General features: G+C 44.4%; 15 protein-coding genes. 10 read left to right on the top strand and 5 right to left on the bottom strand.

Annotated features, from left to right (window positions below; all coding sequences use genetic code 11):
* Positions 1-8 precede the first annotated feature (8 nt).
* The gene (locus IAE16_RS02385; RefSeq protein WP_323701119.1) at positions 9-3041 is read right to left on the bottom strand and encodes an efflux RND transporter permease subunit; all 3033 of its coding nucleotides are present in this window, start codon (positions 3039-3041) and stop codon (positions 9-11) included.
* Between the two features lie 138 nt (positions 3042-3179).
* Positions 3180-3389 (bottom strand): type II toxin-antitoxin system HicB family antitoxin, encoded by a 210-nt coding sequence (locus tag IAE16_RS02380; protein WP_323701118.1) that lies wholly within the window; start codon positions 3387-3389, stop codon positions 3180-3182.
* A 72-nt stretch (positions 3390-3461) separates the two neighbouring features.
* Here IAE16_RS02380 and IAE16_RS02375 point away from each other — a divergent pair, with 72 nt between their 5' ends.
* The 8 genes from IAE16_RS02375 to IAE16_RS02340 are packed head-to-tail and all read left to right on the top strand — an operon-like array spanning position 3462 to position 12250.
* A complete protein-coding gene (locus tag IAE16_RS02375; RefSeq protein ID WP_323701117.1) occupies positions 3462-4526 on the top strand; it encodes an efflux RND transporter periplasmic adaptor subunit in 1065 nt (354 codons plus the stop codon).
* Positions 4523-5740, top strand: a complete 1218-nt coding sequence (locus tag IAE16_RS02370; RefSeq protein ID WP_323701116.1) for a TolC family protein — start codon at positions 4523-4525, stop codon at positions 5738-5740. Before IAE16_RS02375 ends, IAE16_RS02370 begins: the two co-directional genes overlap by 4 nt.
* Entirely contained in the window at positions 5737-6315 is a 579-nt protein-coding gene (locus tag IAE16_RS02365) for a TetR/AcrR family transcriptional regulator (RefSeq protein WP_323701115.1), read from the top strand. Before IAE16_RS02370 ends, IAE16_RS02365 begins: the two co-directional genes overlap by 4 nt.
* Complete coding sequence (locus IAE16_RS02360) at positions 6303-7571, top strand: TolC family protein (protein WP_323701114.1); 1269 nt, start codon at positions 6303-6305, stop codon at positions 7569-7571. The genes IAE16_RS02365 and IAE16_RS02360 overlap by 13 nt, the downstream gene beginning before the upstream one ends.
* Entirely contained in the window at positions 7568-8686 is a 1119-nt protein-coding gene (locus IAE16_RS02355) for an HlyD family secretion protein (protein ID WP_323701113.1), read from the top strand. Before IAE16_RS02360 ends, IAE16_RS02355 begins: the two co-directional genes overlap by 4 nt.
* Positions 8683-10254, top strand: coding sequence for a DHA2 family efflux MFS transporter permease subunit (locus tag IAE16_RS02350; RefSeq protein WP_323701112.1), 1572 nt, complete (start codon positions 8683-8685; stop codon positions 10252-10254). The genes IAE16_RS02355 and IAE16_RS02350 overlap by 4 nt, the downstream gene beginning before the upstream one ends.
* Before the next feature lie 3 nt (positions 10255-10257).
* On the top strand, positions 10258-11160 hold the full coding sequence (locus IAE16_RS02345) for a DUF2860 family protein (RefSeq protein WP_323701111.1): 903 nt from the start codon (positions 10258-10260) through the stop codon (positions 11158-11160).
* Between the two features lie 10 nt (positions 11161-11170).
* Entirely contained in the window at positions 11171-12250 is a 1080-nt protein-coding gene (locus IAE16_RS02340) for an EAL domain-containing protein (RefSeq protein ID WP_323701110.1), read from the top strand.
* Here IAE16_RS02340 and gcvPA read toward each other — a convergent pair.
* Genes gcvPA through IAE16_RS02325 form a run of 3 tightly spaced genes read right to left on the bottom strand, consistent with a single transcriptional unit; the run spans position 12247 to position 14585 of the window.
* Positions 12247-13563, bottom strand: a complete 1317-nt coding sequence (gcvPA, locus tag IAE16_RS02335) for an aminomethyl-transferring glycine dehydrogenase subunit GcvPA (protein ID WP_323701109.1) — start codon at positions 13561-13563, stop codon at positions 12247-12249. The genes IAE16_RS02340 and gcvPA overlap by 4 nt on opposite strands.
* Positions 13564-14091: a glycine cleavage system protein GcvH gene (gcvH, locus tag IAE16_RS02330; RefSeq protein WP_323701108.1), complete on the bottom strand. Its 528-nt coding sequence runs from the start codon at positions 14089-14091 to the stop codon at positions 13564-13566. It abuts the gene before it with no gap.
* An 11-nt stretch (positions 14092-14102) separates the two neighbouring features.
* The gene (locus IAE16_RS02325) at positions 14103-14585 is read right to left on the bottom strand and encodes a hypothetical protein (RefSeq protein ID WP_323701107.1); all 483 of its coding nucleotides are present in this window, start codon (positions 14583-14585) and stop codon (positions 14103-14105) included.
* Between the two features lie 37 nt (positions 14586-14622).
* Here IAE16_RS02325 and IAE16_RS02320 point away from each other — a divergent pair, with 37 nt between their 5' ends.
* Together IAE16_RS02320 and IAE16_RS02315 are read left to right on the top strand one after the other, a co-directional pair.
* A complete protein-coding gene (locus IAE16_RS02320) occupies positions 14623-15723 on the top strand; it encodes an inositol-3-phosphate synthase (protein WP_323701106.1) in 1101 nt (366 codons plus the stop codon).
* Positions 15704-16750, top strand: coding sequence for a 3-deoxy-D-manno-octulosonic acid transferase (locus IAE16_RS02315; RefSeq protein ID WP_323701105.1), 1047 nt, complete (start codon positions 15704-15706; stop codon positions 16748-16750). The genes IAE16_RS02320 and IAE16_RS02315 overlap by 20 nt, the downstream gene beginning before the upstream one ends.
* Positions 16751-16752: the final 2 nt, after the last annotated feature.

Here is a 16752-nt window from a genome sequence, read left to right as displayed (position 1 = left end):
ACACCTCCTTAGGTTTTTCTAATATGATACTTTCTTAGGCTCAGCTTGTCAAAGAGTTCATACAGCACTGGCAAAAGGAAAAGGCTAAGTGGAAGTCCAGTGAATATACCACCTATGACCGCAAGGGCAAGGGGTTTTCTTAGCTCCGCACCTGCGGTAAGACCAAGAGCTACGGGTGTTAGGGCGGACACTATGGTAAAGGTAGTCATAAGAATGGGTCTTAGCCTTTCTCTTCTTGCCTGAAGGATAGCCTCACGGGTTTGTATACCTTCCTTTCTAAGCTGGATTATCCTCTCTATGAATAGCACCGCATCACGGACGATTATACCCACAAGGAGGATTATGCCAAAGTAGGAAGGGACGCTGAGGGAGGTATTTGTAAGAAGCAAAAGCCCGAAAGCACCAGCCACTGCAAGGGGGACCATGAGAAGCACGGTAAAGGGATGCCTGTAGCTTTCAAAAAGAGAAGCAAGCACCATATAAACGCCTATTAGTGCAAAGATAAGTGCAAAGCCAAGACCTTGAAAGGCTCTTTGAAACTCCTTTGCTTGACCCACCGGCTCAAAGGTGTAGCCGGGTGGAAGGTTATTTTTTAGCCAGTTTTCAACCTCTGCCACCGCATCAGCAAGAGGCTTTTCTGGAGATAGGTTGGCGAAGAAGGTGAAAGAATATTGTCTGTTATATCGGTTTATTGCCTTATAACCTGTGGCTACTTGTATATCTACCAGCTCCGTTAGTGGTATAAGCTCTCCCTTGAGGTTTCTCACATATACCCTTTTGAGGTTTTCCATGTTTTGCACAAACTCCGGCATGGACTTGACATACACATCGTAGCTTTCCGCACCAAGCTCGTAAGTTCCGAGCTGAAACTTACCAAAAAGCACGTTAAGGGTTATTGCCACATCCTCCACGCTAACACCTAGGTCTCCAAGTTTTTCTCTGTTTACCCTTATTTGAACCTGTGGCTCGTTGAGCCTAAGGTCTGTGTCCACGTCCCTGTAGCCAGCCCTGTTTCTAAACTCTGTGGTAAGTCTATTGGCTATGTTTTGAAGCTCTTCAAGAGAGGGACCTCTTATGGCATACTGGAGGTCTACCTGCCTTCCACCGCCAGGTCCCACAATGCCCGGAGGCTCTACGCTTACTCTAACATCCTTTACTTTTCTTAGCTCTTCTCTTACCATCTCCATAATCTTTGCCTGATGGGGTCTTTTGCCCTCCTTTAGGTAAACAAAGCCAAGACCTCCGTTTACGTCTGGTCTTCCTGCCACGCCTTGACCCATAGCAAGACCAAAGCGGTCCACATAGGGGTTTTTGAGAAGAATTGATTCTATTTCCCTTGTTTTCTGCTCTGTGTATTCAAAGGAAGAGCCCACAGGCGTTTCAAACCTTACAAGAAACCTGCCCTCATCTACTATGGGGAAAAATTCCTTTTTGACCGCCTTAAATAGTTGAAAGCCTATAAAAACGCTTAGCAAAGAGAAGGCTATAACCACTAACTTGTGGTCAAGAGACCACCTGAGAAGTCTATCAAAGAAGTTTTCAAACCTCTCGTAAGCTCTTACAAAGGGGTTAGTGGAGGGAGGACCTGCCACAAGCCTCGAAACCGCCATGGGGGTAAAGCTAATGGCAACAAGGTAAGAGAGTGCTATGGCTATAGCGAGTGTTAGTGCAAAACTTCCGAAGAGCTTGCCTACTACACCCTTCAGGAATATTATAGGCAGGAAAACTATCACCAAAGAGGCTGTGGAGGCAAGTAGAGCAAATATAACTACTTTCGTTCCTTCCTCTCCTGCCTCTAAGGGACTAAGACCTTCTTCATATCTTCTTCTGTATATGCTCTCAAGCACCACTATGGCATCGTCTATGACTATGCCTACTGCTACTGCAAGGGCAAGAAGGGTAAAGGTATTAAGGGAGTTTCCAAGCTGGTAGATGAAAAAGACAGTGCCAAGAAGGGTTATGGGTATTGCAAATATGGGAACAAGGGTAAGCCTTAAGTTTCCAAGGAAAAAGTAAACCACAAGGGCGGTTAGCAAACTACCTATTATTATCTCCTCTATTGCCGCTCTGACGCTATCCTTTACAAATATGGAGGAGTCAAAGGTGTAGTCCATCCTCATGCCTTGAGGTAGCTGTCTGTTTAGCTCTTCCATCTTTGCCTTTACCGCATCCACCACTTCAACGGTGTTGGTCTTAGATTGCTTGTAAACAACCAAGGCAATAGCCTGCTCGCCCATAAACCTTGCCATGCCTCTTCTTTCATCTTCTGTGAACTCCACAAAGCCCACATCTCTAAGCCTTACACCGTTTCTTATGTATACACTTTCAAGCTCTCTTGGGTCTTGAGCTTTTCCGTAAAGCCTTAGTATGTATTCCCTATTTTTGCCGTATATGGCTCCTGCGGGTGCTTCTATGTGGTTTTTACTTACCGCATCCAATACGTCCTGAACCGCAAGCCCTCTTGAGTAGAGCCTTTCTGGGTCAATCCTCACCCAAAGCACATTGTCTCTAAAACCGCCAAGGTCTACCTGTCCTACGCCATTTATCCTTTCAAACTCCCTCTTTATAACCTTGTCCGCCCAGTAAGCGAGGGTCTGATAGTCCGCAGTCTTAGAGTGGAGCAGTGTGACAAAAACAGGGGTGAGGGCTGTATCCACCTTTCTAACCAGAGGTGGGTCTACTCCCTCGGGAAGTCTTCTTAAAACCCTTTGCACCGCATCCCTGACCTCCTGTGCTGCAACATCTATATCTTTCTCAAGGGAGAAGGTTATGGTTATCCTTGAAGTGCCTGCAAAGCTGGCAGATGAGATGCTTTCTATCCCACTTATGGTGGCTATCTGGTCTTCGATAACTCTTGTGACGTTCACATCCACCACGTAGGCGTTGGCACCGGGATAGGTAGTTACGATGCTAACTGTGGGAAAGTCCACGTCAGGAAGCCTATCAAGGGGTATTGTCCTCAGAGAATAAAGCCCAAGGATTATAAAGGCTATCATAAACATCCAAGAGGTGACCGGTCTGTGTATAAAAAAGCGATACATGGTAGGTATATTATAACCGACCGACTGGTCAGTATGTTAGTGGGTTAGGATGGCTTACCTTTGTCCTTAACAGTTCAAAACAATTGGATATTAGCAATCCCTCCGCTTCCTACAGTGTAAGCCTTGGTAGCTTTGGCATTAAACTTCCACGAATGCAGTTATAAGTTCCCTACCTCTAAGCTCCTCAAGCTCATCTTCCGTAAGGGTTTCAAGGTAAAGCTCTATAGCTTCCTTTATGTTTTTTACAACCTCATCAAAGGTGTCTCCCTGTGTGTGACAACCGGGCAGTTCAGGACAGTATGCGAAGTAACCATACTTATCCTTTTGAATTACTACTTGGAAAACCATAAGAATACATTAAAATCTCTTAGCCTGTATGTCAACCGACCGACTGGTCAGTATGTTATAATCTTTCTCACTATGAGGAAGGTTCTTTATGCCATAGGCATTTTTGCTCTACTCTTTGCCCTTTCCTGTCAGAGGCAAGCTCAAAAGGCTTCAGAACAACAGCCAAGAGAGAGAAGGGTAGTGGTGAGCCTCTATAAATTGAAGTCCGAAGAAGTGCCAATAGAGTATGCTACAAAGGGCTACTTTGAGGGAGAAAAGGATGTTTTGCTTAGACCTCTTGTCAGCGGTAGAGTTTTGAGCCTTTTTGTGGAAGAGGGTGCATTCGTAAAGAGCGGAGAGGCTCTCTTGAAGATAGACCCTGCGGACTATGAAAATGTGCTCGGACAGTTAGAGGCACAGCTTGCACAAGCAAAGGCAAGCTATGAAAACTTAAAGTCCGTCTATGAAAGGAGAAAATTTCTCCTTGAAAGAGAGCTTATTGCAAGAGAAGAGTTTGAAAACGTCCAGACACAGCTCAAGGCTCAAGAAGAGCTAATTAGAAGCATTCAAGCACAGATAGCCAACGCAAGGCTAAACTTGAGCAGGACAAGCCTCACAGCACCCTTCTCTGGATACATAGCCCAAAGGTTTGTAAACGTGGGAGACTACATAACACCTCAAAGTCAGACCTTTAGACTTGTGACCCTTGACCCTATAAGGTTTGTTTTTCAAACTCCTCAAGAATATCTTCCATACGCAAAGGAGGGTTCAAAGGTTAAGATAAGGGTTGAAGCCTTTGGAGAATACGAAGGGACAGTGTTTTTTGTTTCACCCACTGCGGATGCCAATAGGCTTATAACCATAAAAGCAAGGCTAAAAAACCCTAAGGGAGACCTAAAGCCAAACATGTATGGAGAAGCAAGGCTCTCGCTCGGAGTTGAAAAGGGTTTTGCAGTGCCAGAGCAGGCGGTGGTAGTTCAAGGAAACAAGAGGGTGGTTTGGAAAATTCAGGATGGCACAGCCCAGCCTGTGCAAGTGGAGGTTATAAAACAAGGAAAAGGCATAGTTTACATAAAGGGTGAGCTACAAGAGGGTGATAGCATAGCCTTAGAAAATGCCTACGTGCTTCAACAAGGCGTAAAGGTGGAGGTAAGATGAGGCTTATTGTATTGCTCTTTGTAAGTCTAAAGCTGGTTTTTGCCATAAGCCTTGAGGAGGCAGTGGAGCTTGCCATAAAAAACAACACTTCCATGAGGCTTTCTATCCTTGACCTTCAAAAGGCGGAGGAAAACATAAGGAAAGCCAAGGCGGGTATACTGCCTCAGGTAAGTTTCTCTTACAGCTATACGAGACTTGGTGGGGATTTAGCTTTTGGTTTTACACCAAAGAACAGACACAGCTATTTGCTTCAATTAGACCAAGCGGTTTTTAATCGTGCGGTCTTTGAAGGACTAAGGCTTGCAAAAGACCAAAGAGAACTTCAAGAGCTCATATACGAGGATGTGAAAAGAGAGGTGGAGTTTCAAACCAAGCAGTTCTTCTATTCTCTTCTCTATAAGAAGGAGGTTATAAAACTCTTGGAGGAAAACCTCAGATACTGGGAAGAAAACTACAGACAGACAGAAGGCAAGTTTCAGGCAGGCATCGTGCCAAAGGTGGAGCTTGTGAGAGCAAAGGCTCAGCTTGAAAACGCCAAAGCTCAGTTAGAAAAGGCAATAGCGGACTACAAGAAAAGCCTTGAGGACTTTAAAGCCTTTCTTAGATATGAAGGAGAGCTTGAAATTCAAGGAGAACTCCAAGGGAAAGAGCTAAGGCAAGAAGACCTAAAAGTATCCCTTGAAAACAATAGCACCCTAAGGGTAGCAAAAAAGAACCTTGAGGTCTTCCAAAGGGTGGTTGAAGTCCAAAGGTCTCAGTATTATCCTACCCTTGACCTCTTTGCTACCTATCAGGGTAATACCGCAAGGATTGGTGGCAGGGACACCATGGTGGAAGGTTATACGGTTGGTGCAAGGCTAAACTACAAGATCTTTGATGGCTTTGCCCGTGAGGCAAGCATAGCACAGGCAAGGATTGACCTTTTAAGGCAGATGGAAAACTTAAAAGACACAGAGGAAAAGCTAAAGGCGGAGCTAAACAAAACCCTGTTAGACATAAAAGCTCTGGATGCTCAAATAAAGGCTACAGAGTTAGCCCTTGAATCTGCCAAGGAAAGTCTTAGGCTCTCCAAGGAGAGATATGGCTTTGGTGTTGGAACTCAGCTTGAGGTCCTTGATGCGGTAAGCAACTATAACAACACTTTGCAAAACTACTACTTTTTGCTCTATCTGTATAACACTGCCTTAGCAAGGCTTGAAAGGCTTATAAGATGAGTGCAAAGGATAGGATAATCCAGTCCGCTAAGGAGCTTTTTTCTCAAAGGGGCTATAACCATACCACTGTGGATGACATAGTAAGGCATGCGGGTCTTTCAAAGGGTGCTTTTTACTTCTACTTTAAGAGCAAAGACCAGCTTATGGAAGAGCTTGTAAACACGATGGCGGAAAGAACAAAGGGTATTATGAAAAGGTGGTTAGAAAAAGATGTCTCCGCAGAGGAGTGCATTAGGGGGCATATAAGGGACTTTCTTGTAGAATGCTACGAGGACAGGCATATAGCTTATGTCTTTTTCTTTGAGCTCATATGCAACAGGGAAGACTTTAGAAGACTTTACCTCGCACACCTACAAGAGATAAGAGAACTGCTTACAAAGATGGTGGAAAGGGGATACCAGAGGGGTGAGTTTCTATGTGGAAACACAAAAGCCCTTGTTAACTTGATAGCAGGCTATGTAAGACTTATATACATGGAGGAGCTCCTTCTAAACAACGCATCTTTGGAAGACCTACTAAGAGAGGTAGATGAGGGTCTTGGACTTATATTCAGGGGGTTAAAATGCGGGCAATAGGCATTCTTTTGGCTTTTTGTGGACTTTCCTTCTCTCTTGGACTTGAGGAGTTAATAAGCTCCGCAATTGAAAAAAATCCAAGGGTTTCCTCAAAGGACTACGTGGTGGAGTCCGCTAAGCTAAGGCTAAAGTCAAGTCAGCAACTTTATTATCCTGAGTTTTTTGCGGTATACCGATACTCAATTCAGTCAGAAAGACAGTCTATAAGTATACCATCTTTTGGAGGCTTGCCACCCTTTGAGGTAAGAAGCTCAAAAAGGAACTACCAAAACTTCCAGCTCGGAGTAAGGCAGGTGCTATACGATGGAGGCTTTAGGTCTTCAAGTCTTGATATATCAAAGGCTCAGTTGAGGATATCTGAGGAGGACTATAGGGAGACGGTGCTTGAGGTAAAACTTGAGGTTATAAAGGCTTACCTTTCTGTGCTTTCCGCTTTGGAGCTTCTTGAAGTGGTAAAAAAGCAAAAGGAGGCGGTGGAGGCGGACCTAAGGCAAAGGGAAGCCTTCTTTAGAGAGGGTCTAATCGCCATAACGGACGTGCTACAGGCAAGAGTGAGACTTGCAGAGGTCCAAAGAGACCTAAGAGAAGCGGAAGGAAACTACAAAATAGCCCTTGCCAACCTTTCAAGGCTCACAGGTATTGAGGAGGAAAGGCTAAAAGCCTTAGAACCCTTAAATATAAAGCCAGAGCTTTCAAGTCTCGAGGAGCTTATAAAGACCGCCATAGAAAAAAGACCAGCCATAAAAGCACTCAGAGAAAAAATCTCCTTTACACAAGCTCAAAGAAGAATGGAAAGCTCAAAGCTCTATCCAAAGGTCTTTCTGGAAGCGGTTTACAACTACTCAGACCAAAACCCTACAGTTTCTCCAAAGGGCTTTTTTGTCCTAAGTGCAGGGGTTAGCCTAAGTTTTCAGTCCCTTAGTGCCTACTATAGCACTTTGGCTTTTATGCAGGAAGAAAAGTCCGTAAAGGAAGACCTAAGAGACCTACAGCAGGCAATAGCCCTAAGGGTGAAGTCCGCCTATGAGAACTTTTTGACCGCACAGGACAATCTTAAGGTGGCAGAGGAGTCTGTAAAGTTTGCAGAGGAGTTTTATAGGCTTTCCCTTGAGCAGTATAGAAACCAGATAATAAGCGGGACAGACCTACTGCAGGCGGAGGCAAGTAGAACCCAAGCCTTGAAGTCTAAGGTTATAGCCTACTACAAATTACTTGAAGCCTACTTTGAACTTCTAAGAGAGGTGGGCGAGCTGTGAGAAAGGTAGGAATAGGGGTAATTCTTTTTCTTTTGGTGCTTTTTGGCTTTTTGTCCTATAGATGGATAAAGCACAGAATGGAATATGCCATAACGGATGCGGTTTTTGTAAGGGTGGACACCATGAGCAACGTGTCCTTTGAGGTTAGTGGTAGAGTGGTGGAGGTCTACAAGGATATGGGAGACAGGGTAAAAAAGGGAGAGCTTTTGGCGAGGCTTGAACCAGAGGATTATAGGCTACACTTAGAGAGCTTACAGATGAAGCTAAACTCTCTCTTGGCACAAAAGGAAGCCCTTGAACTTCAGCTAAAAAGGTCAAAGGCTCAGATTGACTTAGGGGTTGGTATGGCAGGAGATACCCTAAAAGAGCTAAAAGCCAAAGAGGACGCACTAATAAGACAAGTGCAAGAGCTTGAAGTCCAAATACAACAGACAGAAAGAGACAGACAAAGAGCGGAAAACCTCTTTAAAGAGGGTCTTATTCCAAAGCAGAGGTTTGAACAGATAGACACCACCTATAAAAGCCTTCAACTTAGGAAAAAGGCTTTGGAAGACAGTTTAAGGGAGCTAAGAGCGGTATACTCAAGAACTCAAAGGGAATACGAAAAAACCGAGCTTGAAAGAATAAGAGCAAAGGAGCTTAGCAAACAGATTGAGGCACTGGAGAGGGACATAGAGGCTTTAGAAACCCAAATACAACAGGCAAAGTTAAACCTTGAAAGAACAGAGCTACGCTCACCCATAGATGGCATAGTTGCCAAGAGGTTTATAAGCGTAGGAGACATGGTAAGGGTTGGTCAGCCAGCCTTTAGTCTAATAGACCCGGAGAGCTTTTATGTGGAATCCCTTCTTGAGGAGACAAAGCTAAGGGGTGTAAAGCCCGGCTCAAAAGCCTATGTGAGGCTTGATGCCTACAAGAATGTAGTCTTTGAAGGCGTAGTGGAAGAGATAAGCCCAGCCTCTGCGGCAACCTTTGCCCTCGTGCCAAGGGATGTGTCCGCAGGAGAGTTTACCAAAGTAGTCCAGCGAATACCGGTGAAGATAAGGATAACCAAAGGGGACAAGAGCCTTCTTAGAGTTGGCATGGGCGGAAAGGTGGAGATAAGGAGAGAATGAAGGAAGAAAGACCCTTTCACGAAAGTCTTACACCCATAGAGAGGGGTATTCTCACCTTTTCTCTGATGATAGGCGTCTTTATGGCGATTTTGGATACCACCATCGTGGACATAGTGGTGCCTAAGATGATGGCACCTCTTAGCACAGACCTATATGGCGTCCAGTGGGTAATAACCGCCTACATGACCGCCTCCGCAAGTGCCATACTGCTGGTAGAGTGGCTTGAGGGTCTTGTGGGTCTAAAGAGGGTCTTCCTGCTCGGGCTTTTTCTTTTTACTACCGCTTCCTTTTTCTGCGGTCAAGCTCAATCCCTTGAATGGATGATAGCGTCAAGGGCAGTTCAAGGCCTTGGCGAAGCCTTAATTGTGGTAAGTGCGGAAGCCCTTCTTTTCTCCGCCTACGCTCCAGAAAAGCGTGGTCTTGCCATGGGTATATACGGGCTTGGTGTGAGCTTTGCTCCCGCCCTTGGTCCCACACTGGGTGGCTGGATAACTGAACACATAGACTGGAGATGGATTTTCTACATAAACCTACCCATAGGTATCCTTAACTTCACCCTTGCCCTTTTTTTCCTAAAAGACCACAAGCCTGCTCACAAGCTAAGGCTCAACTTCCTATCTTACCTTTTCATTTCTCTTGCCACCGTGAGCTTTCTCATAGTCCTCTCAAGGGGTCAAAAGGAGGGTTGGTTTGCCAGCGACTTTATACTTTACCTTTCTTTGCTTTCCCTTTTCTCCTTTCTCCTTTTCCTGCTTTCTGAAATGCTCTCTAAAAACAAGCTCATAGACCCGTCTATTTTCAAGATTAAGGAGTTTGTGGTAGCCTTTTGGGTCTATTGCTTTGTGCTTGGCTTTTCCATGTATCAGGTCTTTTACCTTATACCTCTCTACTTTGAAAAGCTCAAGGGCTATACCACCTTTCAGACAGGTCTTGTTATACTGCCTATGGCTCTTACTATAGGCTTTCTCTCTCCAGTTGCTGGCATACTCTCTGACAAAAAATCTCCACGGCTTGCTCTATACATTGCAACCGCTTTGTATCTCTCTGTTGCCTTTTTGCTACTGCCAAGGCTCAATTACTTCACCTCAAAGGAAACTGCCATTCCTTATCTTATAGCAATGGGTGCGGGTATGGGCTTTTTCTTTGCACCAGTCACTCAGATGGCTCTAAAAAAGTTAGGAGATAAGACAACTCTTGGAGTAAGTCTTATGCACTATGTGAGGTTTGTGGGAGGCTCTTTTGGAACAGCCTTTGCCACCAATGACCTTCAAAGGTTTGCGGTAGAAAACTTTCAAAGAAGCACAGAGATACAAGATACTTATTGGTTAGAACTCAAAATACAAGAAGCCAGCCGGTGGTTATCTGAGTTCGCCTACCAGTCAGAGGAAAAGGCAAAGGCTATGATATACCAGCTTCAAAACCTTTATGCCCTTTCTGATGCCTTTGGCTCTACTCTTTTCTTTGCAGCCCTTTGGGCTCTTCTTGGCAGTCTGCCAGTTTTTTATCTTTTTTGGGAGGATGTAAGAGATTTTGGATTAAAGTTTTTTGCAAGAAGGAGGAAGGTGTAAGCCATGCGTCCATACATGGTTTTACTTACATTGCTTCTACCAGCGGTCTCTATGGCGGAGAACCGTATAGGGGCTGGCGGTGCTATTATGTGGGGTAAGGATAACACATCCACAAGGGGGAGTAGCGTCGTAAAAAGCCTTGATAAGCCAGAGGATAGCTTCCTAAGGGCTTTGCCTTTTCTTGATATAAACCTATCCTACAAAAGCGGGACAAACACTTACTTTTTGAGGACTTCCACCGAAGCCATGATGCCTGGGCTTCAGGTAGGTTTCAAAAGACAGGGCTTTGTCTTTGAATCAACGGAGCTATATCTTGGCTACAACCCTCTAAGAAGGGTATGGAAAGACCCATATTTGTTAAACACACCAAGAGAGAAGACCTACCAGCGAGACTACGAAGTAGGTGTGAAGTTTTTTCAAGGTCCTTCAAGCCTTGGTATAAGGTCTGTATACTCAGACATAGAGGATGACAAGTTAGGCGAGAGAGAAAGGGACTTGAGAAGAGACAGGCTTCTTACAGAGTTAAGCTATTCTTACAGATACAGCCTTAGCAAAAATTTTGGCATCTCGCCCTCACTAAACCTAAGGTATTCTAAGGCAGAGGGCAAAGCTAACTCTTATGCAGGCTACACACTTGGACTTTCTGGCATATACAGACAAAGCACATACCTATTCAACGCAGGCTTGGGAATAGATGTGGATAATTACCTAAGCAAAGACCCAGTTTTACTTAAAAAGAGAAAAGACACAGGCTACTACCTACTTGTTTCTATGACCAAAAGGAACTTTATCCATAAAAATGTCTACTTGACATCCTTCACCGCATACAGACAGGTAAACTCTAATGCAAACTTCTACGACAGAAAAGCCCTATTCTTTGGGGTCTTGACGGGATACAGTTGGTGAAGGATAATATATGGATAGAATGGACGAAAAATGTAAAAGATGCGACGGTATAAAGGGATTAAGGGAGGAACCAGCTACACTGGTCTTTATATTGGAAAATCAACTATTGAAAGACAAACTAAAAAGACAGCTTGCGAGCATAACATCTAAATACCAAGAGGAAGAGGATTCAATAACTATTGAAGTTTCTGGACTAAGGAGCTTCTTTGAGAAATTCTACCAAACAAACACTTTTTCAGAACTTGAGGGCGAGGATATATGGATTGTGGTTCTAAGCTCTGGAGAAATGCTCAAAAGCTATCATGTTAAAAACGCCAGAAATCTAAACTTTTGGCTCTCTCAGGTAGCTTGTAGTAAATACATTAAAATTCTCGAAGAAAAAAGGTTTACTGTGTATTTTCATCCTATAGTCAATAGAGAACTTTCTGTTATAGGCTTTGAATGTCTAATAAGAGGGATAGACCAGGATGGCTCGTTGGTATCTCCAGCCTATCTTTTTGACTGTGCGGAGAAGACGGACAGTATTTTTTACTTTGACAGAACCTGCAGAGAAGTAGCCATAAGAAAGTCTGCGGAGAAAGGGTTAAAGGATGCCCTAATTTTTATAAATTTTGTGCCTACAAGTATATATAACCCAGAGACTTGTTTGAAAACAACCATAGAACTTGCGGACTCATATAACCTCAAGCATGAAAATATAGTTTTCGAGGTAGTTGAAACACATAAGGTAGAGGATATAAAGCATCTTAGAAATATCCTTGATTACTACAGAGAAAAGGGCTTCAAGGTTGCTCTTGATGATGTAGGTTCAGGCTTTTCTGGGCTTACGAACCTCGTAAATCTACATCCAGATATTATAAAGATAGACAGAGAGATAATTCATAATGTAAATGGAGACAACCTTAAGCAGGGAGTCGTGGAAGCCCTCGTAGACCTTTGCAGGAAGAATAATATTAAGGTCTTGGCGGAAGGAGTTGAAACCATTGGAGAGTTCAATTTTATCTTTGAAAAGGTTGACTACATGCAGGGTTTCCTGTTTGCAAAGCCCTCCCCAGAACCTTCCCGGCAAATAAGCGTAAAAGGCTCTTAGACAGCTCTTATAGCGTCCACCAAACTATCCATCTCCTCTTTTGTCCTCTTTTCAGTAATAGCAAAGAGTATGGTCTTGTGATATCCAAAACCTTCCAAAGGCACACCAGCAAGGAAACCTGCCCTCAAAGCCCTTTGATAAAGCTCCTCCGCCCTCTCATGTCTTAGTGGAAACTCCCAAAGGTGCTTTCCGTTGTAGACTTCCTCAAAGCCTATTTCAAGAAGTCTTCTTTTGAGATATAAAGCCTTTGAGAGGCTTTGTCTGGCTACCTCTCTCATACCTTCTTTTCCGAGCAAGACCATATAAAGCAGGTTTGCTAAGGCTATGAGGTTTTGGTTGGTGCATATGTTGGAGGTTGCCCTCTCTCTTCTTATGTGCTGTTCCCTTGTCTGTAGCATTAGGGTAAAGGCTCTTTTGCCCTCTATGTCTTCTGCCATGCCCACAAGCCTTCCAGGCATTCTCCTGAGATGCTCTGACCTTACCGCAAAAAAGCCCGCATAGGGTCCTCCAAAGTTCATAGGCACGCCCATCTGCTGACCCTCTCCCACCACAATGTCCACACCAAACTCGCCAGGAGGCTTAAGAATTGCCAAAGCTATAGGGTCTGCAACTACTACGATGGGGACTTCATACCTCTTTGAAAGACTCACCATTTCTCCAAGAGGCTCTACAAAACCCATAAAGTTAGGATACTGCACCGCCAAGGCGTGTGTTTCTCCATCCTTTATCAAACCCTCAAGCCTCTCAAGGTCTGTATAGCCTTCATGAGTAAGCGAACATATTTCAATCTCATCCATGTAGCCCCTTAGGTATGTGTTTGCCACTCTTCTATAGAGAGGGTTTACTCCCTCGCTCAAAACCACCCTTTTGCCTTTGCCTCTTATAGCCCTTGCCATTAGAAGAGCTTCCGCCAGTGCGGATGCCCCATCATACATGCTTGCGTTGGCAACCTCCATGCCTGTGAGCTCACAGATAAGAGTTTGGTATTCAAAGAGAGCCTGCAGTGTTCCCTGAGAAACCTCTGGCTGGTAAGGAGTATATGCGGTAAGAAACTCGCCTCTGTTGAGGACTTGCCATATTACCGACGGAATTATCCTATCGTAAGAGCCAAAGCCTGCAAAGGAAATAAGAGGTATGTTTTTCTTGCTTAGGTCTTTGAAGTATCTCCTTAGCTCCTCTTCACTTTTTGGCTCTGGAAGCTCTGGCTTTGAAAGGAGCGATGGGTCTATATGTGAAAAAAGCTCTTCAAGATTTTCAAGACCAAGCCTTTTCAGAAGTCTTTGTGTCTCTTCCTCTGAGTGGGGAATATACATTTACCTTTCCTTCTCTTCGTAGCCCAACTCCTCCTCTGGCAGAGCCTCAAGGGATTCTTCAAACCTTTCTTCTTCCTCCCCAGGTAGCTCCAGCTTTATGATTTCTCCCTTCTCATCCTTTACTATCTCCACGAGGAGCTGTGCGTAGTCTTCTGCAGGCATAAGGTCTTCCACTTCCATGGGATCAGAAAGCTCTATAACCGCAAGCCATCCGTCCTCGTAAGGAGACTCGTTCATAAGATGTGGCTCATCACTTAGAGTTTCATTTACCTCCGCCACAGTTCCAGAGAGGGGTGAGTATATGGGTGATACGCTCTTTACCGATTCCACGTTGGCAATGGTATCACCAGCTTCGTAGCTCTCTCCTACCTGAGGAAGGTCTACATAAACCACATCTCCAAGCTCCTTCTGTGCGTAGTCTGTTATACCTATCCAAGCTTTGTTTCCCTTTACGAGAGCCCATTCATGGTCTTTTGTGTAATACCTGTCTGTCTTTACCACATACTTACCAACAAGTATCTCATCCATATTTATCCTCCTTACAGAGTTTCATATTGTATACCATACTCCTGACTGACCTTTTCCATTACTGTGGTCAGCTCCTTTTCCTCTCCAAGCAAGCCCTCCAGGGTTCTTATAAGATAGTCAAGGTCTATCAACCTCAAAAGTGCAATACCCTTCCATCTACCATCCTCTGAATATAGAGCGTTTTGCCGTTTTTTAGCAATGAATTCTTTAAGTTTATCCAGACTTATGACCTGAGAGGGGTCAAGAACAAGCACATCGTTGCCTCTTAGCTTCCTAAGTCCCTTATAAAGCCCATAAAGAAAAGTGCCCTCATCATTTCTTATGAATACCAGGTCTGGAAACTTGTCTATAAAATCCTTCATCTCTGTTGTTATTACCGCGTAAAGGCTGTCTGGACCTATTAGTTTCTTTAGGATATTCACCTTGTCCACAACCTTCTGCAAGAGCTCGTTGTCCTGAAGCAGTTTTGAGTAAAAGACTATAAGAACCTTCATGCCTGTTATAATATTATAAGCCTTTGCGGAGGTAGAAATGTCAAAAATAAGAGTAGCAATAGCAGGTGTAGGGAACTGTGCCAGTAGCCTTGTTCAAGGTATCTACTACTACGCAAAACACAGGGAAAACGTAAGTGGCTTGATGTTTGAGGATGTGGGTGGCTACAAGCCTTGGGATATTGAAGTAGTCGCCGCCTGGGATATTGATGCCAGAAAGGTGGGGAAAGATGTCTCTGAGGCTATTTTTTCACCTCCTAACTGCACCACGGTTTTTGAACCTAACGTGCCAAAGACAGGCGTTATAGTGAGAAAGGGCAAGGTTTTGGATGGATATGCAAGTCATATGGCAAACTACCCTCCAGAAAGGAGCTTTGTGCTTTCTGAGGAAAAGGAGGATGAGCTTGAGGATGTGGTTAGGGTTCTCAAAGAGACCAATGCGGACGTGCTTATAAACTACGTCCCAGTTGGCTCTGAGGAGGCAGCGAGGTTTTACGCAAGGGCGTGCCTTGAGGCAGGAGTGTCCTTTATAAACGGTATGCCTACCTTTATAGTCTCTGAACCAGAGTGGGCAGAGAAGTTTGAAAAGGCGGGTATTCCTGTCGTGGGGGATGATATAAAATCTCAGGTGGGTGCAACCATAGTCCACAGGACTTTGGCTCAACTCTTTCTTGACAGAGGTGTAAAGATTGACAGGACATATCAGCTAAACTTTGGCGGAAACACAGACTTTCTTAATATGCTTGAAAGGGAGAGGCTAAAGACAAAAAAGGTCTCAAAGACCCAAGCAGTCGCTTCTCTAATACCCTATGAGATGGACCCCTTTAGTATCCATATAGGACCCTCCGATTGGGTACCCTGGCTAAAGGACAGAAAAATAGCCTACATACGCATTGAGGGAAGGCTTTTTGGCGATGTGCCCATGTATGTGGAGCTAAAGCTGGATGTGGAGGACTCTCCAAACAGTGCTGGTTCTATGATAGATGCCATAAGGTGCTGTAAACTTGCCAGAGATAGGGGTATAGGTGGACCCCTATACTCCATAAGTGCCTACACCATGAAGCATCCTCCAGTGCAGTATCCCGATTGGCAGGCAAGAAAGATGGTAGAAGAGTTTATAAGTGGAAAGAGGGAAAGGTAGGCTCTGGTTTCACACCGCAAGCGTAGGAGAGTTTAACACCGCAAAGCCACTCCTCAAGAGGCTTTATAAAGACCATTACATAACCCTCACCTACTTCTCTCCACGGGCGAAAAGGTATTTACAAAGCCAAGAGGGCAAGGGCTACTTTCATGAACTCTATAGGCTACCACTGGACTTTCCCCCTTTTGTGAAAAGTTTTGAAAAAAGGATAAGACCCAATGCTATTTTAATCATGGAAAGGGAGCTCTGGCCCTTTCTTCTCTTGTCAACCAAAGCTCCAAAGGTTTGGCTAAACGCCTATGCGAAGGGAGGTATGTTAGAGATGCTATTGTCCAAAAGGTTTTCTCTAATATTAGCGAGGGAAGAGAGGGATGCAGAGAAGTTTAGGTCTTATGGACTATCTGAGGTGTTTGCCTGTGGCAATCTTAAATTTGTCCTTGAAGAGCCACCGCCTGTAGAGATAAAGTTGGAAACTTCAAAACTCCTCGTGGCAGGTAGCACCCATCCAGGAGAAGAGGAAATCATAAAAAGGGTATACGAAAGGCTTATAAAGGAACTCAAAGAGGTCAAGCTCCTAATAGCACCAAGACATATAAGCAGGGCTACAGAAGTCTTAAGGCTTTTTCAGGACTTGGGGGCAAGTTTAAGAAGTAAGGAAGAAGAAGGATGGAATGTGCTTGTGCTTGATACCCTTGGCGAGCTTTTTTCAATGTATAGATACGCAAAGGTTAGCTTTGTGGGTGGAACGCTTGTCCCTGTAGGAGGGCATAACCTCCTTGAACCTGCCTACTTTGGAAAGCCTGTGCTTTACGGACCTTATACCCACAAGGTAGGAGAGCTTAGGGCTTTTTTGGAAAAGATTGGGCTCGGCTTTTGTGTTAGAGACGAGGAAGAGCTATACAAGACCGCATTAGAACTGTTAGGGAAGGAAGACACCAAAAAACATACCACGCTCAAAGAGCACGCACAGAAAGTCCTTGAGTGCCATCTGTTTCATCTAAACTCCTTTTTGGAAAAAGTTTTGTAAAA

The sequence above is a fragment of the Hydrogenobacter sp. T-2 genome (genome assembly GCF_033971325.1).
In the GTDB taxonomy this organism is placed as follows: Bacteria; Aquificota; Aquificia; order Aquificales; family Aquificaceae; genus Pampinifervens; species Pampinifervens diazotrophicum.
Note: the sequence above shows the minus strand (reverse complement) of the source record. Positions and strands in the feature narration are given on the sequence as shown.